Source organism: Profundicola chukchiensis (assembly GCF_029664245.1).
Taxonomy (GTDB): domain Bacteria; phylum Bacteroidota; class Bacteroidia; order Flavobacteriales; family Weeksellaceae; genus Profundicola; species Profundicola chukchiensis.
In genome coordinates, this window is sequence record NZ_JANAIE010000003.1 from 324,679 (window position 1) to 340,566 (window position 15,888).

The window sequence follows — 15,888 nt, forward strand, 5'->3', positions numbered from 1 at the left end:
TTATGTATTCATCTGAACATCAAGGGAATTCTTATGTAAACAAATTGTTAATAGAAATTGAATAAGTGTTCATAGCTTTTAAAAGCTTTTCCTTGATTAATCCAGAAATAATATTAATGTCAAAATTAAGTAATTCAAAGCAAATTTTCTTATTGATTTCTATTGGGAAGATATCAACGACTTTTACAGAGAAATTCAGAATTTACTTATTCAGCTTTCAACAAAATTCACCGTTTTGTTAATTTCTTAATAACTTTGTAAATGTATGATTTATAAAGAACTATTTTTTGATAAACTGTGGATAAAGTTGCAACAAAATTAAAAGCCATTTAGTTTTCAACATATTCACAAAGCATTATCATTATCATTAGTTTTTTTAAATCTTTTTTTAAACTTAAAATATAATATATAAATATGAAGAGCTAATAGTTGAAACTTCTCTTCGACTTAATTTGATGCTTTGTGTATATTTGTAATCTCAAGCGAAAACTATGAAACATTTAGACAGTTTTAATTTCAAGAATAAAAAAGTATTGATTCGTGTAGATTTTAATGTTCCTCTAGACAAGGAGATGAACATAACCGATAAAACGAGAATACTTGCAGCTAAGCCAACTATTTTAAAGGTATTAAAAGATGGTGGAGCTGTTATTCTAATGACGCACTTAGGTAGACCTAAAGGAGAAAAAGTGGATAGCTTATCTTTAGAGCGTATTGCTGGACCTCTTTCGGATGCTTTGGGTATTGTAGTACAATGTTCTACCGATGTGGTTGGAGAAGACGCGCAAACTAAGGCTAAAAATTTAGCTATGGGGAATGTGCTTATGCTTCAAAATCTAAGATTTAGAGAAGAAGAGGAAAAAGGAGATGTAGATTTTGCTGAGCAATTAGCTTCTTTAGGTGATTTTTATATCAATGATGCTTTTGGAACAGCACACAGAAACCATGCTTCTACTGCTGTAATTGCTCAATTCTTTGATAAAGACCACAAAGCTTTTGGATATTTAATGGATAAAGAGTTAAAAGCGATTGATACTGTGTTAAATACTGGAGAAAAACCTGTTTTAGCCATTTTAGGTGGATCTAAGGTTTCTTCTAAAATTACGATTATTGATAATATCTTACCGGCTATTGATAAATTGATTATTGGTGGAGGTATGATGTTTACTTTTATTAAAGCTCAAGGTGGACAAATCGGTGGATCTATTGTAGAAGATGATAAACTAGATTTGGCTTTAGAGATTTTAGAACAAGCTAAAAAACATAATGTTGAGGTTCATTTACCAGTAGATGTATTAGCAGCAGATGATTTCAACAATGGTGCTAAAACTCAGATAGTTGATGTTGATAAGATTCCTGACGGTTGGCAAGGACTTGATATTGGACCTGAAAGTATCGAGAAATTTAAAGAAGTAATTCTTTCGTCTAAAACTATTTTATGGAACGGACCTGTAGGTGTGTTTGAGTTTGAGAATTTTGCCAAAGGAACCAAAGAATTAGGCGTTGCCATAGACGAGGCTACAAGAGCTGGAGCTTTCTCTTTAGTGGGAGGAGGTGATTCTGTAGCAGCCGTTAAACAGTTCGGTTTTGAACATAAAATGAGTTATGTTTCTACGGGAGGTGGTGCTATGTTAGAAAGTTTAGAAGGCGTTAAACTACCAGGAGTTGCGGCTATGGAAGCATAATCAGTTTTGAAAATAAAATATAAAAAAAGTGTCATATTTCTATGACACTTTTTTGTTTTTGATACTAAATGTTAGAAGTTATAAAAAAGTAAAAAGAGTAAACTTACTTTAAAACCTAAGATTCTAATTACTAAATACAATCTACCAACTACTACATTACATACACTCAGCAAAGAAATTTTCAACTTCTTGTTCGCTCATGTTTCTAATAGCTTCTTCGGCTTCTTCCATAGAACTATAATTTTCCATAGCCTTTTTTAGGCCGCATTCACAGATTTCCTTTTGATCTTCAGAAAATTGCATACAATCATTCATATACATTTCCTGATCTGCTACAGACCATTCTTTTGAACAAGAAATTAACCCAAATAATATAAATGAATATATAAAGATTGACTTTTTCATATAGATTTTATTTAAAACAAAACTATGAAAATTATAAGATACATAATCAACATGATTTCTGATTTGAAAGATTAAAAAATAATCTTTCCGTTGCCTTATTTATATAGAATCAAGTTTATGGTTATTAATGATTCTTTTGCTAAAATATACTTAAAGAATTAACTTGCAGACTCACAAAAAACAAATAATTTAAAAATGAAAAAGCTTTTACTTATGCTTTTATTTCCTGTGCTATCTTTAGCGCAAGAAAATCAAAAAGTTCCTAACTTTTTTCCACAACAAACTTCTTATCATTCAACTCCAGAAAATCTAGACATGCCTACTACGCAATGGTCTGATTTGGCAGATGTAAGTTGGTATAATGATACTGATCTTAATTTTGAGATTAGTACTGCCGAAGAATTTGCTGGTTTAGCACAACTGGTAATTGGTGGAGAAAGTTTTGCAGACAAAACCTTAAACTTAACGGCTAACTTAGATTTAGCGGGTCATTTATGGACGCCTATCGGAACGGGTGTTGACACGCCATTCTCTGGAACATTTGATGGAAATAATTATACCATTTCTAATTTGAGTATTAATCTACCAGATGATTCGTTCGTAGGTATGTTTGGTCATGTAGTGAGTGGATCAATTAGAAATATCAATTTAGAAACGGCTGAAGTTTATGGTTTAGATGCAGTAGGTTCTATTGTAGCTAATGTATTCTCTAGTACAGCTTATAACTTACATGCCAACAATGTAACTGTAGTTGGTACAGATTTTAATATTGGAGGATTGAGTGGTGCAATTTTAACAGGAAGTACTATGGAAAACTGTTCAGCTACCAACGTAAATGTTTCTGGTGAAAGCCAAATCGGAGGTTTACTTGGATCTGTGTGGGATAGATCTCACTTAAAAAATAGTTATAGTACAGGTGTAGCAAGCGGTAACTATTTAATCGGTGGATTAGTAGGGTTTACAACATTTGCCTTTACACCAGATATCAATTCAGTTTCTTATTGCTATAGTAGAGTAAATGTTACAGGTAATTTAGGAAGAGTTGGTGGGTTATATGGAGGTGCTCAAGGTGCTCTTTTAATTGAAAACTCATATGCTACCGGCACAGCTACGGCTAATGAGTTCGCAGGAGGTTTTATTGGAGCTGCTGGAAACATTCAAGTTATCAACAGTTATTTTGATTATGAAACTTCTGAACATCTAGATGGTATTGGTGGATGGGAAGGTCCAGTTTTAGAGGTTGGTTTAGAAGCTAGAACTAGTGAATCTATGAAAACCGAAGCATTTGTGGCTGAATTAAATCAAAATGCAGAAGAAGGTGCGATTTGGTTCATGGGTGATGAAACAAATGACTTCTACCCTATTTTTAACGAAACTTTATCTGTGGATAATGTGGTAGTTAACAAAGCTTTGGTTCAATTATATCCAAATCCAGTAGTGAATGAATTACATGTGAAGTTAAATCAGGATATTCAATCTATTGAGCTTTACAATGCCAATGGACAAATGTTGAAAACATTGAAATCAGTTAACAAAATTTCTGTTTCAGATTTTCCAAAAGGTGTTTATTTCTTGAAAATTAGAACCAATGAAACAACACAATTCGAAAAGTTCATAAAGAAGTAATCTTCATTAGATTTAATTAGAATTAATTACAAAGACCCATTTCTTCATTGAGATGGGTCTTTTTTCGATGTAGTTCAAAAGTGATTTAATAAACGTTTAAAGTTGTTTAACCAAAAAAGTTCAACTCGAAACGTCATTACGCACTTGATGCGGAATCTGTCGCATTGAAGGTGGTTTAAAAGTGGCTTTAAAATAGTTCAAAAGTAGTTTAATGGTAGTTTAAAAAGGCTTTATTAATACTTTTAAACATATTGTAAATTTATAATTTTGAATTGCTTTAGTTGATGATTCAAGTGAAAATGAGAGTAGTTGTTAATAACTTTACTTGTTCTTATCAAAATAAATTTGGTTTTAGATTTTTGTTGTATTAATAACAATTTAAAATTTTATTTTTATGAAAAATCTTTTATTTGGAGCAGCAATGCTCATGGGAACATTTGCTTTTGGCAATTATGAATTTATTGAATCTAAATTAATTGACTTAGAAGAAGATTTTATTTTAAAGGGATGTCCACTTGTTAGAATAGACTATACTTGTTGTTATGAATATGTAGAAATGTGTGGCGAACATCCATCTGGAGAATTACTAATGTTTATGGAAGAAATATATTGTGGTGACGATGCCAGTAATAATAACTAAATAATAATCTACTATCATTCTTTACTAATCTTATAATATGCAATGTAAAAAGACAGCAATAACATACTTATTATTAATAGTTTCATCAATAATGTTTTCACAAACATTTACCTATGAATATACATATAAATTGGATTCTACAGATTTGAATCGTATTAGTCAAGATGTGTTAAATTTAGAAATAAATAACTCATATTCTTTATTTTATAGCATAAATAGATTAAAAAGAAATAATTATGCAAAAGCTTTAGAAACCGAAATAGAAAATAACACACTTAACTTAAAGAGTGCTCCAAATCCTGGAGTTCATTGGAGTATTAAAAATGACTCTTCTCGGGAATCAATAATGGTATATGAGGATTATTCTATCTATAAGTATAAATATTCCGATCATATTAATTTGGATTGGAAACTTCAAGATTCTACTAAATTTTATGATCATTTAAAACTTCATAAAGCTACTACCAGTTTCAGAGGTAGAGATTATATTGCGTGGTATACATTAGAAATTCCTTTGTCCTATGGCCCTTATAAGTTTTATGGCTTGCCTGGTTTGATAGTTGAAATTTATGATGAGAATAAAAACCATCATTTCAAAATGGTTGAAACATCAAAAATAAAATTAGATGAAAATTATTTTTCAGAATTCAAATTAATTTCTAAAGATGATTTCAAAGAATTTTTTGACAAATATGAGTTAAATCCTATGTCATTAATTCCAGAAACAGAGGGTATTAGAATCCCAGAAAATCAAAAGAAAATTCATAAGGAAAGAATGGAAGCTAGAAAAGCTAGAAGAAATAATTTTATAGAGTTAAGGTAATTTGTATTTAATGGTTTAATAATAGTTTAAAGTTGTTTAACCAAAAAAGTTCAATTCGAAGTGTCATTCCGCACTTGATGCGGAATCTAATTTATCAAGTGGCTTAAAAATAGTTTAAAGATGGTTTAATGGTAGTTTAAACAGACTTTATTAATACTTTTAATCATATTATAAATTCATAATTTTACATTGCTTTAGTTGATAATTCAAGTGAAAATAAGCAGAATTGTTAATAACTTTTCTTGTTTTAAAGAAAATAAATTTGGTTTTAGATTTTAGATTTTAGATTTTAGATTTTTGTTTTCATAATAACAATTTAAAATTTTATTTTTATGAAAAATCTTTTATTTGGAGCTTTATGTATGCTCTTGGGGACTTTTGCTTTTGCTAATACTAATGAGGTAAAAGAAATTAATACCATTCAGACTAATCTTAAATTTGAAACTGTTCAAGAATATAATGGCTGGTGTGAAATTAGGATTTATCGTGGAAATGAACTTATTTATTATTCGTATGCACCAGCAGAAAGTGAAGCAGCTTGTGAATTAAGGTACAAATTGAAGTATTTTGAATATGCATATGGAGGTTAAAAAATGTTTTTTTAAACATAAGGCTTAAAAGCCTTATGTTTAAATCTAAAATTAATACTTATGAAATTAAAAATTATTCTTTTAAGTTTTGTCTTGTTTTTGGTAAGTAATGAACTACATGCTCAACTAACATTTCATGCTTATTATAAATTCACAGAAGTAATACCAAATGCAAATGAACCAAGACAATACAATGCTTCTATTCTAAAAAATAAGGAATATGTACTCTATACGCATAAGGTTGCGCCAAGCCAGATGGAAAAAGAAAACTTATCAAATTCAAAAAGGTTGGTTGATGATTCTGACTTCGAGTATAAAATATTCATGACCCAAGACAAGGTCCATATACATGATTTGCTTCAGGGCAAAGACTATTACTTTGAAGAAGAAGCTCCTGAAATTACCTATGAATTCATAGACGAAACCAAAGAATTTTGGAATAAAACTGCTCATAAAGCAACTACACATTTCCGTGGAAGAGATTATGTGATATGGTACGAGAAAAACGATGTGCACATAAGTCCATGGAAATTTCAGGGAATACCTGGAGTTGTGCTAGAAGCTTATTCAACGGATAATATTTTTCGCTGGAGTTTAGAAAGAATAGATACGGAAATGAAAAAAATAAAATCTCCATTTGCTGAAAATCTAGAATTTTTATCTTGTAAGGAATATTCTCGTCTAACAGCAAAAGATAAAAATCAACTAGAAATTAATTTTGAATGCAAAGATTAATTATGAGGAGATTAAGTTGTATTTTTATTTTCTTACTGTTTTTCACCAATTTGAAAGCACAACAATATGAGGTGATTTATGAGCTTTATATTCAGGCGAGTACAGAGAAAGATAGTTTGATTACTGAAGAAACAAGTTTAGTGATTTTTCCTGAACAACAAATTTCGTTTTTCTCGAATCTTGGCGAACAAAAGAGAAAAGATTTTTTTAAACAAATTAGAGAAGAAGCTAAAATTAATCCTGATATCAGTCATGTTGATTATAGTGCAGTTCCTGAATATGTTTTCGCCTACAGTGTTTTAAAGAATTTAAAAACAAATGAACATAGCTTTTATGAAGAGGTTTTGGGCGATACATATAATTATGGGTTTGATCTCAACTTAAATTGGAATATTACGGGCGATAAAAAACAAATCCTAGATTATGCCTGTCAAAAGGCGACTCTGCATTTCGGTGGAAGACAATGGACAGCTTACTTTACGCAAGAAATTCCATTTTCTGATGGACCTTATAAATTTCATGGATTGCCAGGTTTAATTTTGGAAATTTATTCAGAAGACGGAGATTATTCATTTTCGGCAAAAGGAATTCAGACCTTAAAAACAGAGTTTATAGCGCCTAAATCCTTAAAAATGCGAAAAGCTAGTTTAGATAAGTACAAAGAAAAATTAGCTGAAAAACCTTCGATTGCCTTTGTAAATAAGATGCAAAGCTCTGGTTTGACTGGTAGTGTTAGTTATAACGGAAAACCAATAAGTAACAGTCAAGTTGCTAACACCTATGATAAAGAAGTAAAGGAATGGATGAAAAATCATAATAATCCTATCGAAAAAGATATGATTTGGTTGGATAAGTGATTATGAAGCAGCTTATCGGTTGTTTAAAGGTAGTTTAAATAAAATATTGGGCACGAAGCGTCATTCCGCACTCGATGCGGAATCTAATTTATGAAGTGGTTTAATGGAAGTTTAAAGTAGTTTAAAAGTAGTTCAAAAGTGGTTTAAACGAAAATACTGGGCCCGAAGCGTCATTCCGCACTGGATGCGGAATCTAGCGCATTGAAGGTGGCTTAAAAATAGTTTAAAGATGGTTTAATGGTAATTTAAACAGACTTTATTAATACTTTTAATCATATTATAAATTCATGATTTTGGATTACTTTAGTTGATTATTCAAACAAAAATAAGCAGAATTGTTAATAACTTTTCTTGTTTTAAAGAAAATAAATTTGGTTTTAGATTTTAGATTTTAGATTTTAGATTTTTGTTGACATAATAACAATTTAAAATTTTATTTTTATGAAAAATCTTTTATTTGGAGCTGTAATGCTCTTGGGAACATTTGCTTTTGCTTCAACTATTGAAACACATGGCGACGATATGAACACGCAAAATTACGAATTTCAATTTATGGAGGACATAGTTGTAGGCGGTTGGTGCGAAATATTTATTTACAACTCGAACGGTGAAGTTGTCGATTATTCATATACTTGGGAAATTTCAGAATATGCTTGTAAAAAACGAGCAAAGGATATGCTTGATGATTTTGTTATAGCACCCGTAGATTAATTGAACTTTAAAAGAATTTATCTAAAATATTAATTTAGATAAATTCTTTATTATTACTATTATTATGTATAAATTATTATATTCTATTTTCTTTGGTTGTTTTTTGTTGACCGTAGGTCTTACACAAGAAGCCATAGTTGCAAATTATAAATTCTATGACAAATTACCCATTTTTAATGAACCCAAAATTTATGATGCACAACTCATTGTAATAAATGATGATGAGTCATATTATACCACAATCTTGAATACGACGGATAATTTGAATGCGAATTTTAATGATCAGATTGTTTTTGAAAATCAGGATTTTGTGTATCAACTTTTAAAACAAAATAAAAAATTTTATACACATGATTTATTGCAAAGGAAAAAATACTTTTTTGAGGAAAACATACCAGAAATAGTATATAAGTATATGGATGATACAAAACTATTAAATAATATTATCCTTCATAAAGCCTTTACTACATTTAGAGGTAGAGAATACATTTTGTGGTTTGAAAAAGGAGATATCAATATAAGCCCTTGGAAGTTTTCTGGAATTAACGGTATTGTGCATGAGGCTTACTCCACGGATGGTAAAGCCAGATGGGAATTAGTAGATATAGCACAAACTAAAGAAAAATTTAAAAATCCTTTCCCAAAAGAAGCATTGTTTTTGCCTTATGAACTTTATCCTGAAAAAGCTTATGCAATACCAGAAGCATTGAAAAGAAAATTAGCTAAGAATCCTAATAATAGGTTAACTGAACAAGAAAGAAATCAATTGGAAATTGAATTTGATTTTGAGAAAAAATAGTTATTATAGCAACCTTAAACCAATAAATTGGTCTATTAATAAATTTAAATGATAAAATTCATTCTTACAAAATATATTTTTGTTCTAAATACATTGATTCTATCTTCAGTTTTATCTGCGCAGACTTACGAGGTAGTTTATGATCTAAAGTATCAACCGAATATTGATGAAGATAGTTTAGTGGTGGAAGAAATGAGTTTGTTATTCAATGTTGCTCAGCAAAAATCTATATTTGAGAATTTAGGTAAACAGAAAATTAAAGAATTTTATAACAATCTTCGACAGAGTGCACAATTAGGCAATAGTATTCATTATGACAATTCTTTGATGCCGACTTATAATTTTGCCTTTAGTGTTTCAAAAGATTTTGAAAAACAAAAATATACCTTTTACGAGCCTGTGTTGGGTGAAACCTATACTTATGATTTTAAAGAACCCATTCATTGGGAGGTTTTAAAATCAACTAAAGAGGTGATGGGTTACCAATGTCAAGAAGCACAACTTAATTTTGGAGGAAGAACATGGCTTGCCTATTTCTCTCATGAAATTCCATTTTCTGATGGACCTTATAAATTTTATGGATTACCAGGATTAATACTTGAAATTCAATCCACAGATGGTGATTATTCTTTTGAAGCAACCTCAATTTATACGTTAAATAAAGATATTATTCAACCTGATGCTATTGGGTTCAAAAAGGATAAATTAGATCAATATAAAGAGAGATTAGCAGAAAAACCATCTATTGCGCTAAAAAATAAATTAGAAAGCAATAACATTTCGGTAAGCGTTAAATTTGACGGTAAAGATGTTAGTGGAAAATCTTTTGAAGACACGTATGATAAAGAAGTAAAGGAATGGATGAAAAATCATAATAATCCTATCGAAAAAGATATGATTTGGTTGGATAAGTGATTATGAAGCGGCTTATCGGTTGTTTAAAGGTAGTTTAAATGTGGTTTAATGGTAGTTTAAAATTGTTTAAATAAAATATTGGGCACGAAGCGTCATTCCGCACTCGATGCGGAATCTAATTTATGAAGTAGCTTAAAAGTAGTTTAGTTATAGTTAAAATTTGTTTAACCAAAAATGTTCATCTCGAAACGTCATTACGCACTTGATGCGGAAGCTAGCGTATTAGAGTTGTTTTAAAGGATGTTTAAAAAGTCTTTATTAATACGATCATAAGGCTTATAAATTCATAATTTTGCATTATTTTAGTTGATGATTCAAACGAAAATAGATGTGATTGTTAATAACTTTTATTGTTTTAATCAAAATAAATTTGGTTTTAGATTTTAGATTTTTGTTGACATAATAACAATTTAAAATTTTATTTTTATGAAAAATTTATTATTTGGAGTATTAGTATTGCTCATGGGAACTTTTGCATTTGCAAACAGTATGGAAACTATCAATTTAATTAACAAAGAACCTTTAGTTGAAATATATTCAACAGGATCCGAAACAATTTTTTATCATGAATCAAAACTGGAAGTTTTTGATAAGGATGTAACTTTTATCGTTGGCTTTGATATCAATGACATGGTTTCATCATTAAGTATATCGGATGAGCTTTCTAAAGATGAGCTATCCCAAGTAACAAATATCTTACTTACATCTAACTGTCTAACTACATGTACAAGAGCAAATGGATGTTCAGATAAAAGCACAAGTGTTGGTAGTTTAATTTGTGTTGGTGAATGCGTAGTTGATTGCACACAAGCATTATTGGAAGAAATGACGGAAGATACGAATCCACAATAATGTAAAAATTTTAAAACCTAAAAGCGTGTCTTTAGATACGCTTAATTTTTTTTATGGATTCATTAGTAGTTATTAAGAAGTTTGGATATGAAAGTGCTTTATTTGAAAATTTAGAGTTATCCTTCGATAATAGTAGTAAAATTGGTATTGTAGGGAATAATGGCGTGGGCAAAACCACATTGTTAAAATTAATAAGCCAGCAAATAACAGCAAGTGGCGTGAGCGTAGTTGCAAATCCTGATATAGGATATTTTGATATTAATTATACATTAAATAAAGAATATTCTTTCCATGATAACTGTAAATTATATTCAAGGTATTTACAAAAGGATTTGATAGAAGAATATGTTCAGAAATTTGCATTTAATAAACATAAGAATCTTAAAATCAATAAACTATCAAAAGGAAATTTAGTTAAAGCTCACTTAATATTTTTACTGTCTCTAGAAAAATCTTTTTACTTTTGGGATGAGCCTTTTAGTAATTTAGATGAAAAATCAAAAACTGTTTTTAAACTAATTCTACAGGAAGCAAGTTTTGGTTTTTTATTAATTTCACATGATTTTCAAATGATTACATCATGTTGTAATAAAATATATGAAATAAAAAATAAAACCCTTATCCCAGTAAATAATTTTTAGATGACAACAGAGTTCACTTTATTTCTAAAAAGCAAATACAACCTATTCACTATAATTATAGTGCAAATTTTGATGCTAAGTGTCTATTATAGCTACTTTATGATGATGGAAGTTCCAGAAACTACTAATTTATTTGATTCTGGTATTGTAATATTTTTTTCATTTCTTTTCTATCTATTGATTTATAGGAAAATATTTATTCAACAACACATAAAATTTATTTCATTAAATATAGACCGATACAAGTCTATACTCCTGAAGAAAATAGGGGTTTCCATAATTTATTTTGTTATTAGTTCAATTCTTGTATTGATAGCACTTAGTTTTATTTTTGAAAAACCATCTTGGTTGTCTGGTCTATTTCAAATCAAATATATTTTATTTTTTTTGTTATTGAATCTCATGTGTTCCTTAATTTCTTTTGCTATTACCTCTTTTAATACATCAATTTGGATGGTTTTAATTATTTTAAGCTTGGTTTTATTTGAAGATAATATTCGTCTTATGATAGAAAATGCAACGATTACGAATTTATTTTTTAAAACTAATTACAAAAATCTTTTTAGCGAAGCTTCTATTTATGCTGTAATAACTACAGTTATCTATATATTAATTCCATTTTTTATTATCTTGAAGAAAAACTATAAACATGAAAACTAAAATCACAATATGTATTCTACTATTTGGTGTATTTGTGAATGCCCAAATTCGAGTACAATATGAATTAAATTATATAATGGATTCTACAACTAACTACGTAGAACAAGAAGTATTTAACCTTGATATAGAACAAAACAAATCCTTATTTTATCCTACAGCTTTGGCGAGCATGGACTCTTTAGTAAACGCCGATAATTATTTATATAACAATAATGTAGTAGAACCAAAACTTGATTATATGATCGAAAAAAACAATGATGAATTGTTTTTTGACGAAGCAATAGCTTTAAATATATTTCATATTAAAGAACCAAGAATATTAAAATGGGAAATTATTCCTAATTCCATCGATAGCATCGAACAGTTTAAAGTTCAAAAAGCAGAAACTCGATTCGGAGGTAGGAAATGGATTGCTTATTATACCAGCGAAATTCCCTATTCAGAGGGTCCTTATAAATTTAAAGGCCTACCAGGTTTAATTCTAAAAGTGCATGACCAAAATAAAGATTATATATTCGATCTTATTGCAATTAAACAAATTAAAGAAATCTTTGAATTTACCTTCCACGAAAAAATTGGTGTAAGAAAAGTCGATATGGATTTTTTGGAGTATAAAAAATTTCTCTCTGAAATTGAAACCAACCCAAAAGTTATAGCTTATCTAATGACAGGAAACTATAATGTAGAACTCCCAACTGAACTTAGCCAACAATTTGTAGAACGATATAAAAAAGAGAAAATAAAAAAAAATAACCCTATTGAGTTAAGTCTCGATGAATAAATAGCAGTTTTTCTTTCCTTTTCTTATTCCTAGTATCGAAATCTAAAAATAGCGATACATTTCAACAAATGAAGACAAACTATAATGCATCAATGATTGAGAGACTAGAGTAAATGAGAATATATTGGATGATGAAAAAAAAAATCAAAAATTAGAAGAAGACAGAATCAAAATCCATCGAATAATCCCATAGAGTTATTACATATTTAATTTTTTAAATGAAAAACCATCTTTGCTTTTTATTCATTGTTCTTTTTTCAGCAGTACCAGCTCAAAGCCTTATTCAAGGAAAGCTTTTAAATTCTGAACAACAACCTATTTCTGGCGTAAGTGTTAGCCTATCTCCAGAAGACTCGGATGATATTTTAGCCTATGCCATTTCTGATAAGAATGGAGGTTTTAGTATAGAAGTTAATTCAGAAATTTCGACCTTAAAAATCAGCATTAGATCCATGGATTATGCCATGGTTTCTGAGGTTATTGAAAATAAAAATCAAACCTTAAACTTCTATTTAACCGAACAAGCTATCGAACTTAAAGATGTGGTCGTAAAGGCGAGTCCTATTCGACAACGTGGAGATACCTTAAACTACTCTGTAAACACTTTTGCCAAGGAACACGATAGAAGTATTGCCGACGTTATTGCGCGTATGCCGGGAATAGAAATTCAGAGCAATGGACAAATTCTCTATCAAGGCAAACCTATCAACAAATACTATATCGACAATCTAGACATGTTAGAAGGTAGGTATAATCTTGCTAACAAGAATCTAGCACATAAGGAAGTGGCAAGTGTTCAGGTATATGAAAACCATCAGCCGATCAAAATATTAGACAGTTTGGTTTATTCAGATCGAGCGGCTTTGAATATTCAACTTAAAAATAGTTTTACTTTTACAGGACAAGCAGAACTAGGTTTGGGCGCTTCTCCTCTACTTTGGGATGCAAATATTACACCTATGCTATTTGCAAGAAATAAGCAGATGCTCACCACCTACCAAACCAATAATACAGGAAATAATGTAGCAGAACAGTTTACTAATTTTAGCTTATCTTCTTTGTTAAATCCAGTGCGAATCAATTTAGAAAAAAAAGATTGGGTTGGTATTCAAAGTTTGTCAACACCCAATTTTCCAGACAAACGTTGGTTAGATAATAATATCCATGCAACTTCTACCAATTTCCTATATAAATTGAAGAAGGATTATGAAGTAAAATTTAATATTTCTTATCTCAATGATTATCAAAAATTAAAAGGGGCAACAACCACACGATTTTATACTGCCAACGATACCATTCAACTCAACGAAACTCAATTCAACCAATTGTATTTTAATTCGTTAGATGCCAATCTTATTCTACATAAAAATACCAAAAAGAATTATTTAAAAAATACCTTAGAATTGCAAGGATTTTGGGATGGAGAGCGTGGCGGCATCTTAAATAATAACGAAAATATCGGTCAGCAAGTAGAAAATCATTACTTTAAACTAGCTAACACCTTAACCAGCATTATTCCTATAGGAAAACAGCTGATGAACCTTAATTCGTATGTAGGTATTGACAAAACGCCTCAGAATTTGCGCATTGATCCAGGACAGTTTATTAATTTACTCAACCAAAATATGACGTATGATCTAACTACCCAAAATGTAGCACATCAACAATTTGTCACCACCAACTCACTTGGATTTAATAAAGGCATAAAACATTTTACTTTTTCACCCAGCATTGGTTTTCAGTTGATGAAACAAAGCTTGAATTCTTCTATATTTGTGGATGAAACCGAACTTACAGAATCTGTATTTAATAACGATTTAGATTGGACACAGACCAAAGCTTTTGCGCAACTCCTTACAGAATATAAAAAGAAAAAATGGCGTTTGAGTTTAATGACACCTGTTATTTACTCGAACTATAACATATCAGATGATCGCAATGAACTAGGTCAAAACATTAATCAACTAAGCTTTCAGCCAAGCTTTAATGTTTATTATGAACCAAGCGCTTTCTGGAAATTTAATATCGGAAGCAATTACAGCGAAAGTTTAGGCGATATTCACCAATTGCATTATGCTTATTTGATGAATAATTATAGAAATATTCAAAAAATTTCAGCACCTCTTCCAGAAAGTCAAATCATGAGTTATAGAGTGGGTATGGACTATAAAAACCCGATTAAATCCTTATTTTGGAATATACAATACAGTCATTCCAATTTAAATAACAATCTATTGTATGCTACCCAAATTCAAGATAATGGTGCAACAGAAATAACTGCTATACAAGAAGATAATAAACAATTAAGCCATCAAGTTTCTTCTCGCATTAGTAAATATTTTGGTAGATTAGGTGCCAACCTAAGCTTAAAAGGAAGTTTAGGTTATAATTTCTCTGAACAAGTTATCAATCAAATTCTAACTGATGTTAAATCTCAAAACATGGGATTCAACGCCAAAATAGAAAAGGATATTTCGGAAGCATTAAATGTAGAAATCAACTCGAATTGGACATTTTTTAAGAATAGCTTACAAAATCAATCCAATGCGTGGATTACTCGACAAGAACATCAATTTAAATTAAATGCGTATCCAAAAGAAAATCAATTCGTTGGACTGACCACAGAATGGTCTAGAAACGATGTTTTAAAGTCAAATAAGGATTATTTTTTTGCTGACTTACTATATCGCTACACTTGGAAAAAAGCGAAGTTGGATTTTGAACTTGAGTGGAACAACATCTTCAACAGCAAAGATTATAGTATTTTGAGTATAGACACTTACTCGTATGTAGAAACCAATTTTAGATTAAGACCCTCGCAGGTTTTGTTGAAGGTGAGATTTTCGCTATAAAGTAGGTTAATGGGGTTTAATGGTGGTTTAATAGTTGCTTAATGTAGTTTAACCAAAAAAGTTCATCTCGAAGCGTCATTCCGCACTTGATGCGGAATCTAATTTATGAAGTGGTTTAAAAGTAGTTTAAAAAGGCTTTATTAATACGATTAAGCATATTATAAATTCATAATTTTATATTGTTTTAGTTGATGATTCAAGTGAAAATGAGAGTAGTTTTTAATAGCTTTACTTGTTTTTAACAAAATAAATTTGGTTTTAGATTTTAGATTTTTGTTGTATTAATAACAATTTAAAATTTTATTTTTATCAAAAA

At 29.7% G+C, this 15,888-nt stretch carries 16 protein-coding genes; 15 read left to right on the top strand and 1 reads right to left on the bottom strand.

Features of this window, described 5'->3' with window-relative positions; translation table 11 throughout:
- Positions 1–491 precede the first annotated feature (491 nt).
- Positions 492–1,685: a phosphoglycerate kinase gene (locus NLM59_RS05910; protein WP_304416828.1), complete on the top strand. Its 1,194-nt coding sequence runs from the start codon at positions 492–494 to the stop codon at positions 1,683–1,685.
- 156 nt (positions 1,686–1,841) lie between these two features.
- Here NLM59_RS05910 and NLM59_RS05915 read toward each other — a convergent pair whose 3' ends face one another.
- Positions 1,842–2,090: a hypothetical protein gene (locus tag NLM59_RS05915; protein WP_304416829.1), complete on the bottom strand. Its 249-nt coding sequence runs from the start codon at positions 2,088–2,090 to the stop codon at positions 1,842–1,844.
- A gap of 195 nt (positions 2,091–2,285) precedes the next feature.
- Between NLM59_RS05915 and NLM59_RS05920 the strand changes: the two genes are divergently transcribed.
- The 14 genes from NLM59_RS05920 to NLM59_RS05985 all read left to right on the top strand — a co-directional run bounded on the left by NLM59_RS05920 (position 2,286) and on the right by NLM59_RS05985 (position 15,572).
- Positions 2,286–3,716 carry a T9SS type A sorting domain-containing protein gene (locus tag NLM59_RS05920; RefSeq protein ID WP_304416830.1) on the top strand — a complete coding sequence of 477 codons (1,431 nt, stop codon included), beginning with the start codon at positions 2,286–2,288 and terminating at the stop codon, positions 3,714–3,716.
- Between the two features lie 394 nt (positions 3,717–4,110).
- Positions 4,111–4,356 (top strand): hypothetical protein, encoded by a 246-nt coding sequence (locus NLM59_RS05925; RefSeq protein WP_304416831.1) that lies wholly within the window; start codon positions 4,111–4,113, stop codon positions 4,354–4,356.
- A 37-nt stretch (positions 4,357–4,393) separates the two neighbouring features.
- A complete protein-coding gene (locus NLM59_RS05930) occupies positions 4,394–5,179 on the top strand; it encodes a GLPGLI family protein (RefSeq protein WP_304416832.1) in 786 nt (261 codons plus the stop codon).
- 332 nt (positions 5,180–5,511) lie between these two features.
- Positions 5,512–5,769 (top strand): hypothetical protein, encoded by a 258-nt coding sequence (locus tag NLM59_RS05935; RefSeq protein ID WP_304416833.1) that lies wholly within the window; start codon positions 5,512–5,514, stop codon positions 5,767–5,769.
- 60 nt (positions 5,770–5,829) lie between these two features.
- The gene (locus tag NLM59_RS05940; protein WP_304416834.1) at positions 5,830–6,504 is read left to right on the top strand and encodes a GLPGLI family protein; all 675 of its coding nucleotides are present in this window, start codon (positions 5,830–5,832) and stop codon (positions 6,502–6,504) included.
- Positions 6,492–7,361 (top strand): GLPGLI family protein, encoded by an 870-nt coding sequence (locus NLM59_RS05945; protein WP_304416835.1) that lies wholly within the window; start codon positions 6,492–6,494, stop codon positions 7,359–7,361. Before NLM59_RS05940 ends, NLM59_RS05945 begins: the two co-directional genes overlap by 13 nt.
- 441 nt (positions 7,362–7,802) lie before the next feature.
- Complete coding sequence (locus NLM59_RS05950) at positions 7,803–8,072, top strand: hypothetical protein (RefSeq protein ID WP_304416836.1); 270 nt, start codon at positions 7,803–7,805, stop codon at positions 8,070–8,072.
- A gap of 64 nt (positions 8,073–8,136) precedes the next feature.
- On the top strand, positions 8,137–8,871 hold the full coding sequence (locus NLM59_RS05955) for a GLPGLI family protein (protein ID WP_304416837.1): 735 nt from the start codon (positions 8,137–8,139) through the stop codon (positions 8,869–8,871).
- A gap of 48 nt (positions 8,872–8,919) precedes the next feature.
- Positions 8,920–9,786 carry a GLPGLI family protein gene (locus NLM59_RS05960; RefSeq protein WP_304416838.1) on the top strand — a complete coding sequence of 289 codons (867 nt, stop codon included), beginning with the start codon at positions 8,920–8,922 and terminating at the stop codon, positions 9,784–9,786.
- 426 nt (positions 9,787–10,212) lie between these two features.
- The gene (locus tag NLM59_RS05965) at positions 10,213–10,638 is read left to right on the top strand and encodes a hypothetical protein (protein ID WP_304416839.1); all 426 of its coding nucleotides are present in this window, start codon (positions 10,213–10,215) and stop codon (positions 10,636–10,638) included.
- A gap of 53 nt (positions 10,639–10,691) precedes the next feature.
- A complete protein-coding gene (locus NLM59_RS05970; protein WP_304416840.1) occupies positions 10,692–11,279 on the top strand; it encodes an ATP-binding cassette domain-containing protein in 588 nt (195 codons plus the stop codon).
- Positions 11,280–11,378: 99 nt separating this feature from the next.
- Positions 11,379–11,939, top strand: a complete 561-nt coding sequence (locus NLM59_RS05975; RefSeq protein ID WP_304416841.1) for a hypothetical protein — start codon at positions 11,379–11,381, stop codon at positions 11,937–11,939.
- Entirely contained in the window at positions 11,929–12,720 is a 792-nt protein-coding gene (locus tag NLM59_RS05980; RefSeq protein ID WP_304416842.1) for a GLPGLI family protein, read from the top strand. The genes NLM59_RS05975 and NLM59_RS05980 overlap by 11 nt, the downstream gene beginning before the upstream one ends.
- Positions 12,721–12,938: 218 nt before the next feature.
- Positions 12,939–15,572 carry a peptidase associated/transthyretin-like domain-containing protein gene (locus NLM59_RS05985; protein ID WP_304416843.1) on the top strand — a complete coding sequence of 878 codons (2,634 nt, stop codon included), beginning with the start codon at positions 12,939–12,941 and terminating at the stop codon, positions 15,570–15,572.
- Positions 15,573–15,888 lie beyond the last annotated feature (316 nt).